We start from the raw sequence: 17,884 nt of genomic DNA, 5'->3' as shown, positions 1-17,884 counted from the left end.
GGCGCGTCGGCCGACGCGCCCGGCGAGTTGGTCAGGCGGAGGGAGCGGCGCCGTTCACGCGGCGCGGCACGCCCAGCGGGTTGTCGTCGCGCAGCTCCCGGGGCAGCAGCGACTGCGGCACCGACTGGTAGGTGACCGGGCGCAGGAAGCGACGGACCGCCGTGGTGCCCACCGACGTGTGCAGCGGCGCGGTGGTGGCCGGGTAGGGGCCGCCGTGGGTCATGGCGTGGGTGACCGCCACCCCGGTAGGCCAGCTGTTCCAGAGCACCCGTCCGGCCAGGGACGCGCCCAGCGCCAGCAGCGCGGGCGCGATCTCGTCGTCCTCCTCGCCGTGCACGGTCACGGTGAGCTGGCCGCCGAACACCCCGGCCGCCTCCAGCAGCCGCCGCTCGTCGGGGTAGGTGACCACGAGCGTCGCCGGGCCGAAGCACTCCTCCAGGAGGGTCTCGGCGTTCTCCAGCAGGGAGTCCAGGTCGGTGCGCAGCAGGGACGGGGTCCAGTCGTCACCGGTGCGCACGCCCTGGACCAGCACCTCGGTGGCCGGGTGGGCGCTCAGGGCGTCCAGCCCGCGCACGAAGCCCTCGGAGACCCGCTCGTTGAGCAGCGGGGCGGCGGCGCGCCCGCCGAAGTCGGCGACGAGGGCGTCGAGCTTGGTCTCCTCCGGCACGAACAGCACGCCGGGCTTGGTACAGAACTGGCCCGAGCCCATGGTGGCCGAGTCCGCGTACCCGCCCAGGATCTCGTCGCCGCGCGCAGCGGCGGCAGCGCGGGTGACGAACACCGGGTTCACGCTGCCGAGCTCCCCGTAGAAGGGGATCGGGTCCGGTCGCGAGACCGCCAGGTCGAACAGGGCCCGCCCGCCGGGGATGGACCCGGTGAAGCCCACGGCCCGGGTGAGCGGGTGGGTGACCGCGCGTTTGCCCGTCTCCACCCCCTCGACCAGGGCGAAACCGCCCTCGGGCGCCCCGACGCCGTCGAGCGCCGCGACCACGATCTCCGCGGTGCGCCGGGCGAGCCGGAGGTGCCCGGGGTGGGCCTTGACGACCACGGGGCATCCGGCGGCCAGGGCGGAGGCGCTGTCGCCTCCGGCCGTGGCGAACGCGAACGGGAAGTTGCTCGCCCCGAACACCACCACCGGCCCCAGCGGGACCAGCAGGCGGCGCACGTCCGGGCGCGGGGTGCCCCAGTCGGGGTCGGCCGGGTCCACGGCGGCCTCCAGGTAGGAGCCCTCCTCCAGGGTCTCGGCGAACAGGCGCAGCTGGAAGGTGGTGCGGCCCAGCTCCCCCCGGCAGCGCGCCTCGGGGTAGTGCGCCTCCTCCATCGCGATCGGCACGAGCTCGTCGGCCGCGCCGTCCAGGGCGTCGGCGACGGCGCGCAGCAGCCCGGCGCGCTCGCCCGGGGTGAGCGCGGCCAGGAGCGGCGCCGCCGCGGCGGCCCGTTCCATCACGGCGTCGAGTTCCTCCGGCGTGGTGTCCGGGGCGGTGGTCATGGCTCTCAGCCTCCAGGAGGGTGTGTACGCTGCGTCGGCCCTGATCCAACCATGCCAGAGCCGAACAGGAAAGCGCTATCCAAACGCGGGGCGCGCTCCGCGCACGCAGCGTCCGGGAGCCCCCGGCCGGAGCTCCCCCCGCTGCGGACCGCTGGCCCCGCTCCGGGAGGGGCGGTGGAACGAAACTGGAATTTCCCCGGAACCAGGTGATTCCGGAAAGGCATCATAGGAGCTGTGACGACAAACTCCCGAAGCTCAACACCCCCGCGGTCACGACGCTCCCCAGGCAGCACGGGGAGCGACCACGCGTCACGCGAGGGCCGTGGACGAGCCAGCGTCGCCCACGACGAACTCGCCTTCGCGCAGGCGCCGCTGCGGAGGCTGCCCGCCCAGCAGCGCAGCATGCTCAGGGTCCAGCGCATGCTCGACTGCTGCGCCGAACTCCTCGACGAGGTCGGCTACGACAACCTCTCCACGACCAGGATCGCCGAGCGCGCCGGGGTCGCCATCGGCTCCGTCTACCAGTTCTTCCCGGACAAGAAGGCCATCACCCAGGCCCTCGGTCTGCGCTTCCTCGACCAGTTCGGCACGCGCGTCACCGAGCGCCTCGCCGACGCCTCCTTCAGCCACTGGACCCTGGCCGTGGACGCGGTGGTCGACGAGTACATCGACATGCACCGCCACGTGCCGGGCTTCCGCAGCCTGCACTTCGGTGACATCGTCGACACACGCCTCCTCAACGGAGGCGCCGACAACAACCGCGTCATCTCCATCCGCCTGCGCAGGATCATCGTCTCTGTCACAGGCATCCCCGACAATGAGGAACTCGACCGGGCCATCGACGTCGCCGTCGAGGCCGCGGACGCCGTGCTCAAGCTCGCCTTCCGCGACGACCCCGAGGGCGACCCCGCGCTCGTCCGCGAGGCCAAGCACCTGGTCAGCAGTTACCTGTCCCACTTCTCCCAACGCAACGGAGGCGACCATCCGTGGTAGCCGACGCCGGCACCCTCTCCCGGCCTGTCACCGGAACGGCCGCCGGAGTGCCCTTCCTGGCCCTTCCGCCCGCCAGCGGTGACGTCCCGGCCCCGCTCGTGCTGGGCCTGCACGCCTTCGAGCCTCCCCGGGCCGAGGCCGCCCTGGCCGGAACCGTGCCCATGGCCCCGCTCCCGGCCTGGCGGGTCTACCTGGGCCTGCCCCTGTTCGGGGCCCGGCTCCCCGAGGGCGGCGTCGCCGAGATCAACCGGCGCGGCGAGCGCGACTACCTCGTCGAACTGTTCGGCCCGGTGGTGGAGGAGGCCGCCGCCGAGCTCCACCGCGTCACCGCCGAACTGCGCGCCGCCTTCCCCGTCACCGACGCGCCCGTCGGGCTGGTCGGCGTGGGCGCCGGCGCCGCGGCCGTCCTGCTCACCCTGGCCGAGGGGCGCCTGCCCGTCGGCGCCGCCGCCGTCGTCAACCCGGTCGTGGACCCCGCCCTGGTCATCGCCGCGCGGGAGCGGCGCACCGGCACGGCCTACGAGTGGACCGAGCAGGCCCTGAGCACCCGCGACTGGCTGGACTTCGGCGCCCGCGCCGAGGAGGTCTCCCGCGACCGCGTCCCCCTGCTCGTCGTCAGCGGGAGCCGGGACGAGGTCGTGCCCCCCGAGCACGGCCGGTCGCTGCACGACGCCGTGGCGGCCCACGCACCCGAACATGCGCTCCGTCACATCGTGGTCCCCGACCTGGCCCACGCCATCGGTCCGGAGCCGGGCCTGCGACCCGGCCCGCTCACCCCGGCCGGCGTCCTCACCGACCGGGCGCTGACCGAGTGGTTCCACCAGCACCTCAGGTCTTCCGACCAGGTCCGGACGGCCGAGTAGGGGCTCCGGCGGGCCCCGCCGGGCGCTTCGTCCGCTTTCCGGTCCGGTGCGAAACCCCCCGTTCACCGGGTGCACCCTGGCACCTCCTCCGGCGTCCCCTCAACGGACGCCGCCGCGACAGCTGGTGCGCGTTCCATGGGATCATCCAGTGGCGGCCGCGAGAGCGGCCCACCTGACCGTTTCGACTCATCCTTCAGGAGGGCGAACCACGTGACGGAACCGGCACCGGTCTTTGCCAGCGGGGTCGACAACGAGCGGTTGAACGCGCAACTCCGCTTCCTTCTGGAAGCCGACAAACTCAAGCGCATCCTGCGGCAGTCCCTCCTGGTGGACGGCTCCCGGCGGGAGAACTCGGCCGAGCACTCCTGGCACCTGGCCCTGTCAGCCCGCACCTTCGCCGAGTACGCGCCCGAGGGCACCGACATCGACCGCGTTGTCGAGATGCTCGTCCTCCACGACATCGTCGAGATCGACGCCGGGGACACCTTCCTCTTCGACACCGTCAACTCCCGGACCCAGGCGGAGCGCGAGCGGGCCGCGGCCGACCGCATCTTCCCCCTCCTGCCCGAGGACCAGGCCGAGCGGGCCCGCGAGCTGTGGGAGGAGTTCGAGGCGCGCGCCACCGCCGAGGCGCGGTTCGCCCGCGCGGTCGACCGGCTCTCGCCCATGCTCGCCAACTGGCACAACGAGGGCGGCACGTGGGTGCGCTTCGGGATCACCCGGGCGCAGGTGATGGAGAAGGTCAAACTGATCCAGGAGGGGTCGGAGGCGCTGGGCGCCTACGCGACCGCCCTGGTGGACGACGCCGACCGCCGCGGGTACTTCCGGACCTGACCCGACGGGGCCCGGCGCGAAGCCCTCTCACGGGGCGTCGCGGAGGGCGGCGGGTCCATGCGAGGGGATCGGCGGGGCGGGGTCAGACCCGGCCCATGATGATCTGGACCGCGGCGGACAGTCCCACCAGGACCAGGCACACCCGCAGGGCGGCCGGGCTGAGCTTGCGCCCGAACCTTCCGCCCAGGTACCCGCCGATGATGGTCCCGCAGGCGATGAGGCCGACCACCGGCCAGGCGGGCTCGGCCAGGACGATGTAGAACACCGAGGCCGTGGTGTTGACGATGGTGGCGAGCATGTTCTTCAGGGCGTTGAGCCGCTGGATCTCCTCGTCCAGGGCGGTGCCCAGGATGCTCATGAGGATGATCCCCTGGGCGGCGGCGAAGTAGCCGCCGTAGGCGCCGGTCGCGTAGGCGCCCAGCGGCAGCAGAGGGCCGCCGTCCCTGTGGGCGGGCCTGCGCGAGCGGACCCACCGGGTGATGCGCGGCTGGAGGACGATCAGCACGCAGGCGAGGCCGATCATGAACGGCACCACGGCCTCGAACACGCCCGGAGGCAGGTAGATCAGCAGCAGGGCGCCGGTCACCGCTCCGAGGAAGGACATGCTGCCCAGCCGGAGGATGCGGGCGCGCTGGCCCGCCAGCTCCCGGCGGTAGGCGATGGTGCCGCTGAGCGTCCCGGGGGCCAGGCCGATGCTGTTGGAGACGGTCGCCGTGATCGGCGGGTAGCCGAGCGCCAGGAGCACGGGGAAGGTGAACAGCGTCCCCGACCCCGCGATGGCGTTGATCCCGCCGGCCGCCACACCGGCGAGAAGGATGACCGCCGCCTCCCAGAGTTCCATCCGCCCAGCTCTCCCTGTCCGCCCCCGACGGTCGAGGACGACAACAGACTACGAGAGCGGGTCATCGGATGATCATGCCGGGATACGCGGAGGGCCCGAGCCCGGTACTGGACCGGGCTCGGGCCCTCGCGGTCCGGCCCTCAGTCAGCCGGTCCGACGCCGCGGAACCGGTTCGCGGGGCGGGCGGGCGGCCGGGCGGCGGAGCCGGGTCAGGGGGCCCGGACCACGTCGTCGCGCAGCCGGTCGAACGCGGCGCTGACCCCCTTGAGCGCCTGGCCCATCTCGGCCGGGACGACCCACACCTTGTTGGCGTCGCCCCGGGCGATCTCCGGGAGCTTCTGGAGGTAGTGGTAGGCCAGCACGTCCGGGTCGACCCGGCTGGTGTGCAGGGCCTTGAACACCATGTGGATGGCGTCGGCCTCACCGCGGGCCCGGGTGGTCTGTGCCTCGGCGTCGGCCTTGGAGGTGAGCGCCTGCGCCTCGGCCGCGCCCCTGGCCCGCAGCACCGCGGCCGAGCGCTCACCCTCGGCGCGCAGGACCGCGGACTGCTTCTCGCCCTCGGCGCTGAGCAGCTGGGCGCGCTTCTCGCGGTCGGCGCGCATCTGCATCTCCATCGCCTCCTGCACGGAGGACGGCGGCTCGATGCCCTTGAGCTCGATGCGGCTGATCTCGATGCCCCAGTCGCTGGTGGCCTCGTCCAGCACGGCCTTCAGCTCGCGGTTGATCGCGTCCCGGGAGGTGAGCGTCCCCTCCAGGTTCATGCCGCCGATGACGTTGCGCAGCGTGGCCAGGGTCAGCTGCTCGACGGCCTGGATGAAGTTGGCCACCTCGTAGGTGGCCCGGTAGGCGTCCACGACCCTGATGTAGACCGCCGAGTCGACCTCGACCGCGAGGTTGTCCTCGGTGATGGCCGACTGCGGCGGGAAGCTCACGACCTGGACGCGGCGGTCGATGCGTTCGCGCACGTGGTCCACACCGGGGATGACGATGTTGAAACCCGAGCTCAACGTCCGGTGGAACTTACCGAAACGCTCGACGACGTCCTCCATCGAGTGCGGGACGATACGCACGCTCCGCCAGAAGACGAGCAGAAGAACCGCGACGAAAAGCGCCACGATGATGATCATGGTCATGGGGCCGCCCCGGTTTCCGGACGGAGGACGTCATTCGGTATCGGCATCTGGGCAGCTCCGGATCTCCAGACGGGGGTGACAGGCGGGCACGGACCGCACCCGGCGGCCCCGCCCACCCGAAGATCATAAAGCGCGCCGAAATGGAGCGATCCGCTCACCGTCCGCTGACGCTACCCCATATGCGCCGGGGCGACCACATCCGGACAGAAACACTGTTTATGGTCAATACATTTGCTCCGTTAATGCAATCCAATAAGAGGGAATCTGTCGTCGGGGCTCATACGCACGGACGGAACACCTGCCCGGAGGGCCGGGTGTCCGCACGCCCGGGGCCCGGGCCGGGGCATCCGCCCGGACGGACTCCGGCGCACCCGTGCCGCCAGCCCCCAGGCGGCCCGGACCCTCAGACCGCCCGGGCGCTCCAGCGCTCGCCGTCCCTCTCCACCTTCAGCGCGAGCCCGAAGGTCTCCGACAGGTGGTCCGCGGTCAGGACCCCGTCGATCGGACCGGCCTGCACCACCGAACCCCCGCGCAGCAGCAGGGCGTGCGTGGTCCCTGCGGGGATCTCCTCCACGTGGTGGGACACCACCACCAGCGCGGGCGCGGCCTCGTTGCGGGCCAGGCTCCCCAGACGGCGCACCAGGTCCTCACGGCCGCCCAGGTCCAGCCCGGCGGCGGGCTCGTCCAGGAGCAGCAGCTCCGGGTCCGACATCAGCGCACGGGCGATGAGCACGCGCTTGCGCTCGCCCTCGGAGAGGGTGTGGAACCGGCGGTCGGCCAGGTCGGCGACGCCCCAGTGGCCCAGCAGGGCGCGGGCGCGGCCGTAGTCCGGGTTCCCGTACTCCTCGCGGAAGCGGCCCACGTAGCCGTAGGCGGCGCTCAGCACGATGTCGAGGACCTCGGTGCCCTCCTCGATCCGCGACGCCACCGAGGCGCCCGCGTAGCCGATGAGCGGACGCAGCTCGAACACGTCCACCCGGCCCAGCCGCTCACCGAGGATCTCCACCTCGCCCGCGGTCGGGTGCGTCTGGCTGTAGGCCACGTTGAGCAGTGTGGTCTTGCCCGCACCGTTGGGGCCCAGGACGACCCAGCGCTCGCCCTCCAGGACCGTCCAGTCCACCCCGTCCAGCAGATGGGCGTCGCCCCTCCGCACCGTGACCCCGCTCAGGCCCAGAACACGCCCGTCCATCGTCCTCCCTCACGTCACGTCCCACGCCGGTGCACGGGCCGCCCTACCCTGAAGCAATGCATCTCTCGTCCGCACCACTCGTCGCCTGGGGCAACGCCTGGCTGGCCGGACACGTCGGCCTCGACGAGGCCGTCGACGCCGTCGAGCGGCGCGGTGGTCCCAACCTGATCGGGACAGTACCGGCAGTGGACCTGCCCTTCGACAGCGGCGTACCGCTGCGGGCCGCACTGACACGGCTGCGCGGCCTGGGGCTGTCCGCCTTCCGGTTGGCCCTGCCCACCTGGGGCGATCCCCTCGGGCTCGTGGGCCCCAAGGAACTCAACCAGGCCGCCGTCGAGGCGCGGGAGGGGGTGCTGGTGCGGCTCGCCGACCGGCAGGTGGGCCTGGTGCCCTCCGCCGACCGGCGTGGTTCATCCTATGTGGGCGTTTCGTGGACACCGTATCCGGCGAACGACGCACTGCCGCAGGTACCCGGCCTGGCCGAGGCGGAGCAGGCGCTGAAGCTCGCCCTCATCGAGGCCGCCCGGGCAATGGAGGGCGTGGACGACGTCGCCCCGTTCGCACCGGACGTGCACCGAAGACTGGGCGAACTGGACGGCGGCCCGCCCTCGCTGGCGCGCGGGTACCCGCCCCGGGCGCACCGTGTGGCGGAGCAGGCGGCACGGCTGGCCGGGGTGGTGGAGCTGGCCGAGCCGTCGTCGGGACGGGGACTGACCGCCCACCAGGCCACGGCCCGCTCCGAGGGGCTGCGCAGGCTCGACGCGGCGGTGCGCAGGGCCCTGGTGGCCGCGCACGGGGCGATCGACCCGTCCGACCGGGGCGTTCCGGGGCGCTGAGCGGACCCGGGAGCGGCCGGGAGGCGAGCACGGGATCCCGGTCCGGGAACGAACGGGAAGCCGGGACGGCCGTGCCCGCCCCCGGGCGACCGGGCGGCCCCGGTCGCTCAGCCCGACGCGCGCTCCGCTCTCCCGCCGGTACCGCCTGTTCCACGGCGCACCGACACCAGACGGACGACGCGGACCGAGGCGACCGTCGCACAGGCCAGGGCGAGTAGGGCGAGGGCCGCCCAGAAGGACGTGAAGAGGTAGGGCACCTGGAACCACGCCACGTCCCTGCCCCGGTAGAGCCACCCGACCACCTCGTGCAGGACCGCCAGCAGCAGCGGCGGCGCGGTGCAGGGCAGCAGGCGCGCCGCCGCGGCCCACCACGGGCGCCCCCCGCGTGCGCGGGCCCAGTCACCCGCGCGCCGGACGCCGCGCCAGGCGAGCGGTACGGCGGCGGCGCCCAGGGCGAGCAGGACGGCGTCCGCGACCAGCACCAGCGTTCCCGTCGGCGGTACGGGCGCACGCCCGGAGTCGATCAGCTCCACGAGCGCGGCGGCCAGGGCGGAGGCGCCGCTGCCCGCCGACCCGCTGTTGGCCATGACCGCCACACCGTGACCGCTCTCGGGCAGCAGCGCCTGGTGCGCGGTGGCGGTCATCAGGTTGCCGCTGTGCTCGACCACCGGCGCCCCCGAACCGGTCTCGTCCGTCGACCACCCCAGGGCGTAGGAGCCCCCGGAGACCGGCGAGGGGGTGTGCAGGGCCTCGATCCCCTCCTCGGACAGGATCCGTTCCCCGCCGGGGCCCCGACCGCCGTTGTTGTGGGCGACGAGCCACGCGCCCATGTCCGCGGCGGTGCTGATGACGCCGCCCGAGCCGTTGCCGAACCCGGGGGGTTCGTCCGCCGGGAACGGGAGTCCGAGCACGCTGATGTGGCCGCGCGCGCCGGACGGCAGGTCGAGGTCGGTGTCGACGGTGGTGGTGTCGTCCATCCCCAGCGGCGAGAGGACCCGCTCGTCCAGGTGGTCGGCGAAGGACCGCCCGCCGACCACCTCGACCAGGCGGGCGGCGACCTGGAAGTTGGGGTTGTGGTACTCCCACCGCGTGCCGGGTTCGGCGGCCAGACCCGCGTCGCGCAGGTCCTCGACGGACTGGCGCAGGGTGAGGGTGCTCCGGCCCCGGCTGTAGGAGGCGAACTCGGAGTCGGACATGCCGGAGGTCTGGTCGAGCAGCTGGCGGACGGTGATCCGCGCCGCGCGGGGGTCGGCCATCGTGAACTCGGGCAGGTGCTCCCGCAGCGGGTCGTCCAGGCCGAGCTCTCCCGCCTCGACCAGCTGGAGGACCGCCAGCGCGGTGAAGGACTTGCTCACCGAGGCCACGGCCATGGGTGTGCGCTCGGTGACGGGCTCCCCGCCGGGGGTGGTGCCGTACCCCTGCGCGTGGACGACCTCCGTGCCGTGGGTCAGGACCACCGCCGCGCCGGGAAGGCCGGTGGCCTCCCGGTACTCCTCCACGAGGGCGTCGACCGCGGCGGGGGCCGGGGTCCGCAGGGGTTCGGCGGAGGCGGGGGCCGCGTGCAGGAGCAGCAGCGCGGCGGCTCCCAGGACGCTGAGGACGCGGTGTCCGCCGCGTGGCCCCGGGTGTGGAACCCGTCCCGGGAGTGGATCTGGGCGGGGACGGGCGTGTGGGTCGGGAGTCATGCGGCCACGCTAGGGAGGGCGGCGGGGCGCCCTCCATGGTGCGGGCCCCGGAACCGTCCTGGGGTCCCCGCCACCGCGGCCCTGCGGTGCGCACCACCCCGCGGTCCCGTGCCCGGTCCCGGCACGCGTCCGGCCGGACCCGCGGCCGGTCGGACGCTGAGGCGTTGAGCAAGGACGGGGCGGGGGTTGTTCCGCGTGCTCTCGCGGGCCACTCTGGAGGGGGGCGGGAACACCCTGGGACGGGGAACGGAATTCTCGGGGTCGGGCCAGGGGCGTTACCTGATCCCGGGAAGGCGGAGAATACCGATACTGGTTGTGTGGTCGGCCGGATCCCCGGCCCCACGGAAGGAACGAGGAGACCCGTCATCATGCAGCCCGAGCACATCCGAGCCTCCGACGCGGACCGGGACAAGGTTGCCGAGCGGCTGCGCGAGGCCCTGGCCGAGGGGCGGCTGACACCGGTCGAGCACGAGGAGCGACTGGACACCCTCTACAGGGCCAAGACCATGGGCGAGCTCGGACCCATCGTGGAGGACCTGCCCGCGCCCGGCCACGGGTACGACTACGCGTCGATGGAACGGCGTTCCGACGCGCCCAGCGGCATGGAGATCCTGGGCAGCGAGGCGCGTGACCTGGCCGGACAGAGCAAGGGCTCGGAGAACCTGGTCGCGGTGTTCGGCGGCTGCGAGCGCAAGGGCCGCTGGCTGGTCGAGCCGCGCACGAACGTGTCCGTGCTGTGCGGCGGGGTGGAACTGGACCTGCGCGAGGCTGTGCTCAGCCAGCACGAGGTGACCATCCAGGTCGCGGTGATCATGGGCGGAGTGGACATCGTCGTGCCCCACGGGGTCAGGGTGATCAACAACACGTCCGGGATCCTGGGCGGCGCCGATCTGCACGGAACGGACCAGGTCACCGATCCGAACGCCCCGGTCGTCCGTCTGACGGGAACCTGCATGCTGGGCGGGGTGGACGTCAAGGCCAAGGGCCCCAAGCGAAAGAAGAAGAGTCGGAAGGACAGGTGACGTACGTCGCGCCTACAGCTGTCCACATAGTGAACTAGCTGGGAAAAGGGTCAGCCCTGCGCGACGCCCCTCCGGGACGGCCGAGTACCGTGGACACCGCCATGAATGAGAAATCCACGCTGTTGGTGACGGTGACCGGCCACGACCGTCCGGGCATCAGTGCTCGTCTGCTGAGCACCCTCTCCGTCTTTCCGGTGACCATCGCCGACCTGGAACAGGTGGTCCTCGCGGGCCGCCTCGTGCTGGGCGCGGTCCTGGAGGTGGACGAGCGGGTGGCTCCCGGTGTGAGTCCCTCGCGGGTCTTCGAGGAGGTCCGCAACGCGCTCGACAAGACCGCCATCGACCTCGACATGGAGGTCGGCTACGGCAAGAGCGGAGGGAAGGACAACGGCCGCGTGAAGGCGGTCGTCCACGACCGGCTGCACGTGACCGTCCTGGCCGACCCGCTGCGTCCCGGCGCCCTGGGCGCCCTCACCTCGTGCGTCGCGCGCGCGGGCGCGAACATCGACCGGATCGAGCGGCTGTCCAGCTTCCCGGTGACCTCCGTGGAGATGGAGATCTCCGGCGGTGACGCCGACCAGCTGCGCGCCGAACTCGCCATGGAGGGGTCCACCCAGGGGGTGGACGTGGCCGTGCAGCCCAGCGGCCTGCACCGGCGGGCCAAGCACCTCATCGTCATGGACGTGGACTCCACGCTGATCCAGGGCGAGGTCATCGAGCTGCTGGCCGCGCACGCCGGATGCGCGGACGAGGTCGCCCGGGTCACCGAGGAGGCCATGCGCGGCGAGCTGGACTTCGAGGAGTCGCTGCGCCGCCGGGTGATGCTGCTGAGGGGCCTGGACGCCTCCGCCATTCCCAAGGTGTGCGAGGAGATCCAGCTGACACCGGGCGCCAGGACGCTGGTCCGCACCCTGAAGCGCCTGGGGTACGAGTGCGGGATCGTCAGCGGCGGCTTCACCCAGTTCACGGACGTGCTCGTGGAGCGCCTCGGGTTGGACTACGCCGCCGCGAACACCCTGGAGATCGTCGACGGCAAGCTCACCGGCGAACTGGTGGGGCCGATCATCGACCGCAAGGGCAAGGCGACCACCCTGGAGCGGTTCGCCGCGGAGGCCGGTGTGCCCCTGGAGCAGACCGTGGCCGTGGGCGACGGCGCGAACGACCTGGACATGCTGCAGGCGGCGGGGCTGGGCGTGGCGTTCAACGCCAAGCCGGTCGTGCGGCAGCAGGCCGACACCTCGGTGAGCGTGCCCTACCTGGACACGATCGCGTTCATCCTCGGAATCACCCGGGAGGAGATCGAGGCCGCGGACATGCGGGACCAGATCAATCCGGTGTCGGATTCGGTGCCGCACGACTGACGTCTCCGGCTGGCTCCCCGAAACCACCAGGCCCCGCTCCCACACCCGGGAACGGGGCCTTTTGTCCACAGGACGCGAGACGCTCTGGCACCGCCACCCCCGCACCCGGTTGACTGGAAACAGGGGGGCCCACCCGGAAACCCGCACCCCCACACGCCCACCCCCGCGTTCACAAACGCACAAACACCACCACAAAAAAGAGGGGCAGGCCGCCTTGCAGGCACCCCTCCCCCACCACAAAAACAAAGGGGGGCCGCCCCACAAGGCGACCCCCCTCAACGAAAAACCGTGGCAGCGACCTACTCTCCCACCCCACCACAGGGCAGTACCATCAGCGCAAAGAGACTTAACGACCGGGTTCGGAAAGAGACCGGGTGTGACCCTCCAGCAATAACCACCACGGAAACCACACACCACCCACCCAACTCCACCCACCCCAAAGGACAGGGAATCACAGTGAGCAGCAAGCTCCGTGAAAAGTGTGCGCGAACATCCAATTATCTGCAGCGGACAAGCCCTCGGCCTATTAGTACCGGTCAGCTCCACCCCTCACAAGGCTTCCACACCCGGCCTATCAACCCCATCGTCTATAGGGAGCCTTACCCCCTCAAGGAGGCAGGAGACCTCATCTCGAAGCAAGCTTCCCGCTTAGATGCTTTCAGCGGTTATCCCTCCCGAACGTAGCCAACCAGCCATGCCCTTGGCAGGACAACTGGCACACCAGAGGTTCGTCCGTCCCGGTCCTCTCGTACTAGGGACAGCCCTTCTCAAGTCTCCAACGCGCACAGCGGATAGGGACCGAACTGTCTCACGACGTTCTAAACCCAGCTCGCGTGCCGCTTTAATGGGCGAACAGCCCAACCCTTGGGACCAACTCCAGCCCCAGGATGCGACGAGCCGACATCGAGGTGCCAAACCATCCCGTCGATATGGACTCTTGGGGAAGATCAGCCTGTTATCCCCGGGGTACCTTTTAGCCGTTGAGCGACACCGCTTCCACACGCCGGTGCCGGATCACTAGTCCCAGCTTTCGCTCCTGCTCGACACGTCCGTCTCACAGTCAAGCTCCCTTGTGCACTTACACTCAACACCTGATTACCAACCAGGCTGAGGGAACCTTTGGGCGCCTCCGTTACTCTTTGGGAGGCAACCGCCCCAGTTAAACTACCCACCAGACACTGTCCCCGAACCGGATCACGGTCCAAAGTTAGATGCCCGAAACAGTCAGAGTGGTATTTCACCAACGCCTCCACCGCCACTAGCGTGACAGCTTCACCGGCTCCCACCTATCCTACACAAACCATCCCAAACACCAATGTCAAGCTATAGTGAAGGTCCCGGGGTCTTTCCGTCCTGCTGCGCGAAACGAGCATCTTTACTCGTAGTGCAATTTCACCGGGCCCATGGTTGAGACAGTGGGGAAGTCGTTACGCCATTCGTGCAGGTCGGAACTTACCCGACAAGGAATTTCGCTACCTTAGGATGGTTATAGTTACCACCGCCGTTTACTGGCGCTTAGATTCCCAGCTTCGCAAGGGCGAACCCCCACTAACCAGTCCTCTTAACGTTCCAGCACCGGGCAGGCGTCAGTCCCGTATACAGCGTCTTACGACTTCGCACGGACCTGTGTTTTTAATAAAACAGTCGCTTTCCCCCCGCTATCTGCGACCCCACCCAGCTTCAGGATGCAAGATCCGTCACCAGACAGGGCTCCCCTTCTCCCAAAGTTACGGGGACAATTTGCCGAGTTCCTTAACCATGGTTCACCCGAACGCCTCGGTATTCTCTACCTGACCACCTGCGTCGGTTTAGGGTACTGGCCACACACGAACTCGCTAGAGGCTTTTCTCGACAGCATGGGATCACTCACTTCACCAAAAACGGCTCGGCATCACGTCTCAGCTCATATAAGAGGCGGATTTGCCAACCTCTCAGCCTACACGCTTACCCCCGGACAACCACCGCCGGGTAGAGCTACCCTCCTGCGTCACCCCATCACTTACCTACTACAAGCTCGGTTCCCAGACCAGTAAGTCAAAGCTCCCCGAAGGGACCCAAGACCACCAGCGTGGTTAGCATCACCTGATTCAGTACTGGACGCTCGTGCACGGGTACGGGAATATCAACCCGTTATCCATCGACTACGCCTGTCGGCCTCGCCTTAGGTCCAGACTCACCCTGGGCGGATTAACCTGCCCCAGGAACCCTTAGTCAATCGGCGGCAACGTTTCTCACGTTGCTATCGCTACTCATGCCTGCATTCTCACTCGCACGCCCTCCACCACACGATCACTCGGCAGCTTCACCGGACGCACGACGCTCCCCTACCAACCCACACATGCGTGTGAGCTTCACAGCTTCGGCGGTGTGCTTTAGCCCCGCTACATTATCGGCGCAGAACCACTTGACCAGTGAGCTATTACGCACTCTTTAAAGGATGGCTGCTTCTAAGCCAACCTCCTGGTTGTCTCAGCAACTCCACAACCTTTCCCACTTAGCACACGCTTAGGGGCCTTAGCTGATGATCTGGGCTGTTTCCCTCTCGACTACGAAGCTTATCCCCCGCAGTCTCACTGCCACGCTTCACTTAACCGGCATTCGGAGTTTGTCTGACGTCAGTAACCTTGTCGGGCCCATCAGCCAAACAGTAGCTCTACCTCCAGCAAGAAACACGCGACGCTGCACCTAAATGCATTTCGGGGAGAACCAGCTATCACGGAGTTTGATTGGCCTTTCACCCCTACCCACACCTCATCCCCCAGGTTTTCAACCCTGGTGGGTTCGGGCCTCCACGAGGTCTTACCCCCGCTTCACCCTGGACATGGGTAGATCACTCCGCTTCGGGTCCACAGCATGCGACTCAAATCGCCCTATTCAGACTCGGTTTCCCTACGGCTACCCCACCCGGGTTAACCTCGCCACACACCATGACTCGCAGGCTCATTCTTCAAAAGGCACGCCATCACCAAAGACAAGCTTCAGCTCTGACGGCTTGACAGCACACGGTTTCAGGTACTATTTCACGACCCCTCACCGGGGCACTTTTCACCTTTCCCTCACGGTACTAGTGCACTATCGGTCACCAGGACGTATTTTGGCTTAGCAGGTGGTCCTGCCAGATTCACACGGACTTTCACGGGCTCCGCGCTACTCGGGAACACATCAACGTCTAGCCGGTACCTTCATCTACGGGACTCTCACCCACTCCGGTACCGCTTCCCAACGGTTTCAACTAACACCGACATCAACGCTCCAGGCCGGCAGACCTGAACAGATATGTCCCACAACCCCGCAAACGCAACGACTGCCGTCTATCACACGCCTACGGTTTAGCCTCTTCCCCGTTCGCTCACCACTACTAGGAGAATCACTGTTGTTTACTCTTCCTGCGGGTACTGAGATGTTTCACTTCCCCGCGTCACCACCAACCACCCTATACATTCAGATGGCGGCAACCCGACACAACTCGGGCTAGGTTTCCCCATTCGGACACCCACGGATCACAGCTCGGTTGACAGCTCCCCGTGGCCTATCGCGGCCTCCCACGTCCTTCATCGGCGCCTGGTGCCAAGGCATCCACCGTGTGCCACTATCACTTGGCCACTACAGATAATAAGATGCTCGCGCACACTATTCACAAATCAAAACACCAACCGCATACCCCAACACCACTCACATCCCCAACCACAACGGCAAGGACCCGAGAGTTCTCGGAGGCGGTCCGCGGGAACCAACACCCGACCAGACCCCAAAGGACCCAGGCCGGAGGTTGTTTCCTCAGACACCCAACAGCGCGCCCCCGGACGCTTCTAGTCGCCCGAGGTCAAGTTCAATTTGTCTTTGAGCCATCCTGGATACTGCACGCAGCACCAGGTCCACTTTCGAGTCCGGCCGGCTGTAGAAGTAATGCCGACCTGTAAAGACTCCTTAGAAAGGAGGTGATCCAGCCGCACCTTCCGGTACGGCTACCTTGTTACGACTTCGTCCCAATCGCCAGCCCCACCTTCACTCACTCCCTCCCACAAGGGGTTAGGCCGCAAGTTTCGGGTGTTGCCGACTTTCATGACGTGACGGGCGGTGTGTACAAGGCCCGGGAACGTATTCACCGCGGCGTTGCTGATCCGCGATTACTAGCGACTCCACCTTCATGGGGTCGAGTTGCAGACCCCAATCCGAACTGAGACCGGCTTTTAGGGATTCGCTCCACCTTACGTATCGCACGCCCATTGTACCGGCCATTGTAGCATGTTTGCAGCCCAGACATAAGGGGCATGAGACTGACGTCATCCCCACCCTTCTCCGAGTTGACCCCGGCCAGTCTCCCAAGAGTCCCCACCATACATGCTGACAACATGAACAAGGATTGCGCTCGTTGCGGGACTAACCCAACATCTCACGACACGAGCTGACGACAGCCATGCCCCACCTGTCACCCGCCAACTAAATGACCTCACATCTCTGCGAGTCCACGGGTGATGTCAAACCTTGGTAAGGTTCTTCGCGCTGCGTCGAATTAAGCAACAATGCTCCGCCGCTTGTGCGGGCCCCCGTCAATTCCTTGAGTTTTAGCCTGCGGCCGTACTCCCCAGGCGGGGCGCTTAATGCGTTAGCTACGGCGCGGAAACCGTGGAAAGTCCCCACACCTAGCGCCCAACGTTTACGGCATGGACTACCAGGGTATCTAATCCTGTTCGCTCCCCATGCTTTCGCTCCTCAGCGTCAGGTAAGGCCCAGAGACCCGCCTTCGCCACCGGTGTTCCTCCTGATATCTGCGCATTTCACCGCTACACCAGGAATTCCAGTCTCCCCTACCTACCTCTAGCATGCCCGTATCCACTGCAGAACCGGAGTTAAGCCCCGGTCTTTCACAGCAGACGCGACACGCCGCCTACGAGCTCTTTACGCCCAATAATTCCGGACAACGCTCGGACCCTACGTATTACCGCGGCTGCTGGCACGTAGTTAGCCGGTCCTTATTCCCCACCTACCGTCAACCTCCAGAGAACTGGAAGCCTGCGTTGGTGGTAAAAGAGGTTTACAACCCGAAGGCCGTCATCCCCCACGCGGCGTCGCTGCGTCAGGCTTTCGCCCATTGCGCAATATTCCCCACTGCTGCCTCCCGCAGGAGTCTGGGCCGTGTCTCAGTCCCAGTGTGGCCGGTCGCCCTCTCAGGCCGGCTACCCGTAATCGCCTTGGTAGGCCGTTACCCCACCAACAAGCTGATAGGCCGCGAGCCCATCCCTGACCGAAAAACTTTCCACCCTCCACCATGAGGTGGCGGGTCGTATCCGGTATTAGACGGCGTTTCCACCGCTTATCCCAGAGTCAGGGGCAGGTTGCTCACGTGTTACTCACCCGTTCGCCGCTCGTGTACCCCGAAGGGCCTTACCGCTCGACTTGCATGTGTTAAGCACGCCGCCAGCGTTCGTCCTGAGCCAGGATCAAACTCTCCATAAAGGTCACTCAACCCGACCCGCGTCCCCCGAAGGAGCCGTCTGGGCGGGTAAACCTAGAAGTAATCCTGACCAACCGGGTCACCCCGGCTAATCAAAGGAACCTCCGCACACGAACCGAGTGGTTCTGTGTGACGGGGCCAAAACAAACATGGCTTAAAGAAAATCAAACACGCGCTGTTGAG

11 protein-coding genes and 3 rRNA genes are annotated in these 17,884 nt (G+C 68.0%); 6 read left to right on the top strand and 8 right to left on the bottom strand.

The window, feature by feature from the left end:
• Window positions 1-31: 31 nt before the first annotated feature.
• Window positions 32-1,489 (bottom strand): aldehyde dehydrogenase (NADP(+)), encoded by a 1,458-nt coding sequence (locus NDAS_RS26460; protein WP_013156333.1) that lies wholly within the window; start codon window positions 1,487-1,489, stop codon window positions 32-34.
• A 402-nt stretch (window positions 1,490-1,891) separates the two neighbouring features.
• On the opposite strand from NDAS_RS26460, the gene NDAS_RS26455 reads away from it, so the two are divergent.
• The 3 genes from NDAS_RS26455 (at window position 1,892) to NDAS_RS26445 (ending at window position 4,179) form a co-directional block, all read left to right on the top strand.
• The gene (locus NDAS_RS26455; protein ID WP_013156332.1) at window positions 1,892-2,482 is read left to right on the top strand and encodes a TetR/AcrR family transcriptional regulator; all 591 of its coding nucleotides are present in this window, start codon (window positions 1,892-1,894) and stop codon (window positions 2,480-2,482) included.
• Window positions 2,476-3,345: an alpha/beta hydrolase family protein gene (locus NDAS_RS26450; protein ID WP_013156331.1), complete on the top strand. Its 870-nt coding sequence runs from the start codon at window positions 2,476-2,478 to the stop codon at window positions 3,343-3,345. The genes NDAS_RS26455 and NDAS_RS26450 overlap by 7 nt, the downstream gene beginning before the upstream one ends.
• Window positions 3,346-3,555: 210 nt before the next feature.
• Complete coding sequence (locus tag NDAS_RS26445; protein WP_013156330.1) at window positions 3,556-4,179, top strand: HD domain-containing protein; 624 nt, start codon at window positions 3,556-3,558, stop codon at window positions 4,177-4,179.
• Window positions 4,180-4,261: 82 nt separating this feature from the next.
• Here the strand turns inward: NDAS_RS26445 and NDAS_RS26440 are convergent, their stop codons facing one another.
• From NDAS_RS26440 to NDAS_RS26430, 3 genes are all read right to left on the bottom strand, one after another.
• The gene (locus NDAS_RS26440) at window positions 4,262-5,020 is read right to left on the bottom strand and encodes a sulfite exporter TauE/SafE family protein (RefSeq protein WP_013156329.1); all 759 of its coding nucleotides are present in this window, start codon (window positions 5,018-5,020) and stop codon (window positions 4,262-4,264) included.
• A 209-nt stretch (window positions 5,021-5,229) separates the two neighbouring features.
• Complete coding sequence (locus NDAS_RS26435) at window positions 5,230-6,153, bottom strand: SPFH domain-containing protein (RefSeq protein ID WP_013156328.1); 924 nt, start codon at window positions 6,151-6,153, stop codon at window positions 5,230-5,232.
• Window positions 6,154-6,556: 403 nt separating this feature from the next.
• Entirely contained in the window at window positions 6,557-7,342 is a 786-nt protein-coding gene (locus NDAS_RS26430) for an ABC transporter ATP-binding protein (RefSeq protein ID WP_013156327.1), read from the bottom strand.
• A 56-nt stretch (window positions 7,343-7,398) separates the two neighbouring features.
• Here NDAS_RS26430 and NDAS_RS26425 point away from each other — a divergent pair, with 56 nt between their 5' ends.
• Window positions 7,399-8,178, top strand: a complete 780-nt coding sequence (locus NDAS_RS26425; RefSeq protein WP_013156326.1) for a hypothetical protein — start codon at window positions 7,399-7,401, stop codon at window positions 8,176-8,178.
• 107 nt (window positions 8,179-8,285) lie between these two features.
• On the opposite strand, the gene NDAS_RS26420 is transcribed toward NDAS_RS26425, so the two are convergent.
• A complete protein-coding gene (locus NDAS_RS26420; RefSeq protein ID WP_013156325.1) occupies window positions 8,286-9,863 on the bottom strand; it encodes a serine hydrolase domain-containing protein in 1,578 nt (525 codons plus the stop codon).
• 368 nt (window positions 9,864-10,231) lie between these two features.
• Between NDAS_RS26420 and NDAS_RS26415 the strand changes: the two genes are divergently transcribed.
• Both NDAS_RS26415 and serB read left to right on the top strand, forming a co-directional pair.
• A complete protein-coding gene (locus tag NDAS_RS26415; RefSeq protein ID WP_013156324.1) occupies window positions 10,232-10,885 on the top strand; it encodes a DUF1707 SHOCT-like domain-containing protein in 654 nt (217 codons plus the stop codon).
• Between the two features lie 101 nt (window positions 10,886-10,986).
• Window positions 10,987-12,246: a phosphoserine phosphatase SerB gene (serB, locus tag NDAS_RS26410; RefSeq protein WP_013156323.1), complete on the top strand. Its 1,260-nt coding sequence runs from the start codon at window positions 10,987-10,989 to the stop codon at window positions 12,244-12,246.
• Window positions 12,247-12,532: 286 nt separating this feature from the next.
• On the opposite strand, the gene rrf is transcribed toward serB, so the two are convergent.
• The 3 genes from rrf to NDAS_RS26395 all read right to left on the bottom strand — a co-directional run bounded on the left by rrf (window position 12,533) and on the right by NDAS_RS26395 (window position 17,703).
• Window positions 12,533-12,648 (bottom strand): 5S ribosomal RNA (rrf, locus tag NDAS_RS26405).
• 103 nt (window positions 12,649-12,751) lie between these two features.
• Window positions 12,752-15,849: ribosomal RNA gene (locus NDAS_RS26400) — 23S ribosomal RNA — on the bottom strand.
• A 328-nt stretch (window positions 15,850-16,177) separates the two neighbouring features.
• A 16S ribosomal RNA gene (locus NDAS_RS26395) occupies window positions 16,178-17,703 on the bottom strand.
• Together the 16S, 23S and 5S rRNA genes form the textbook arrangement of a ribosomal RNA operon.
• Window positions 17,704-17,884: the final 181 nt, after the last annotated feature.

The organism is Nocardiopsis dassonvillei subsp. dassonvillei DSM 43111, assembly GCF_000092985.1.
Classification (GTDB): domain Bacteria; phylum Actinomycetota; class Actinomycetes; order Streptosporangiales; family Streptosporangiaceae; genus Nocardiopsis; species Nocardiopsis dassonvillei.
This window is presented reverse-complemented; position numbering and strand designations above follow the sequence as displayed.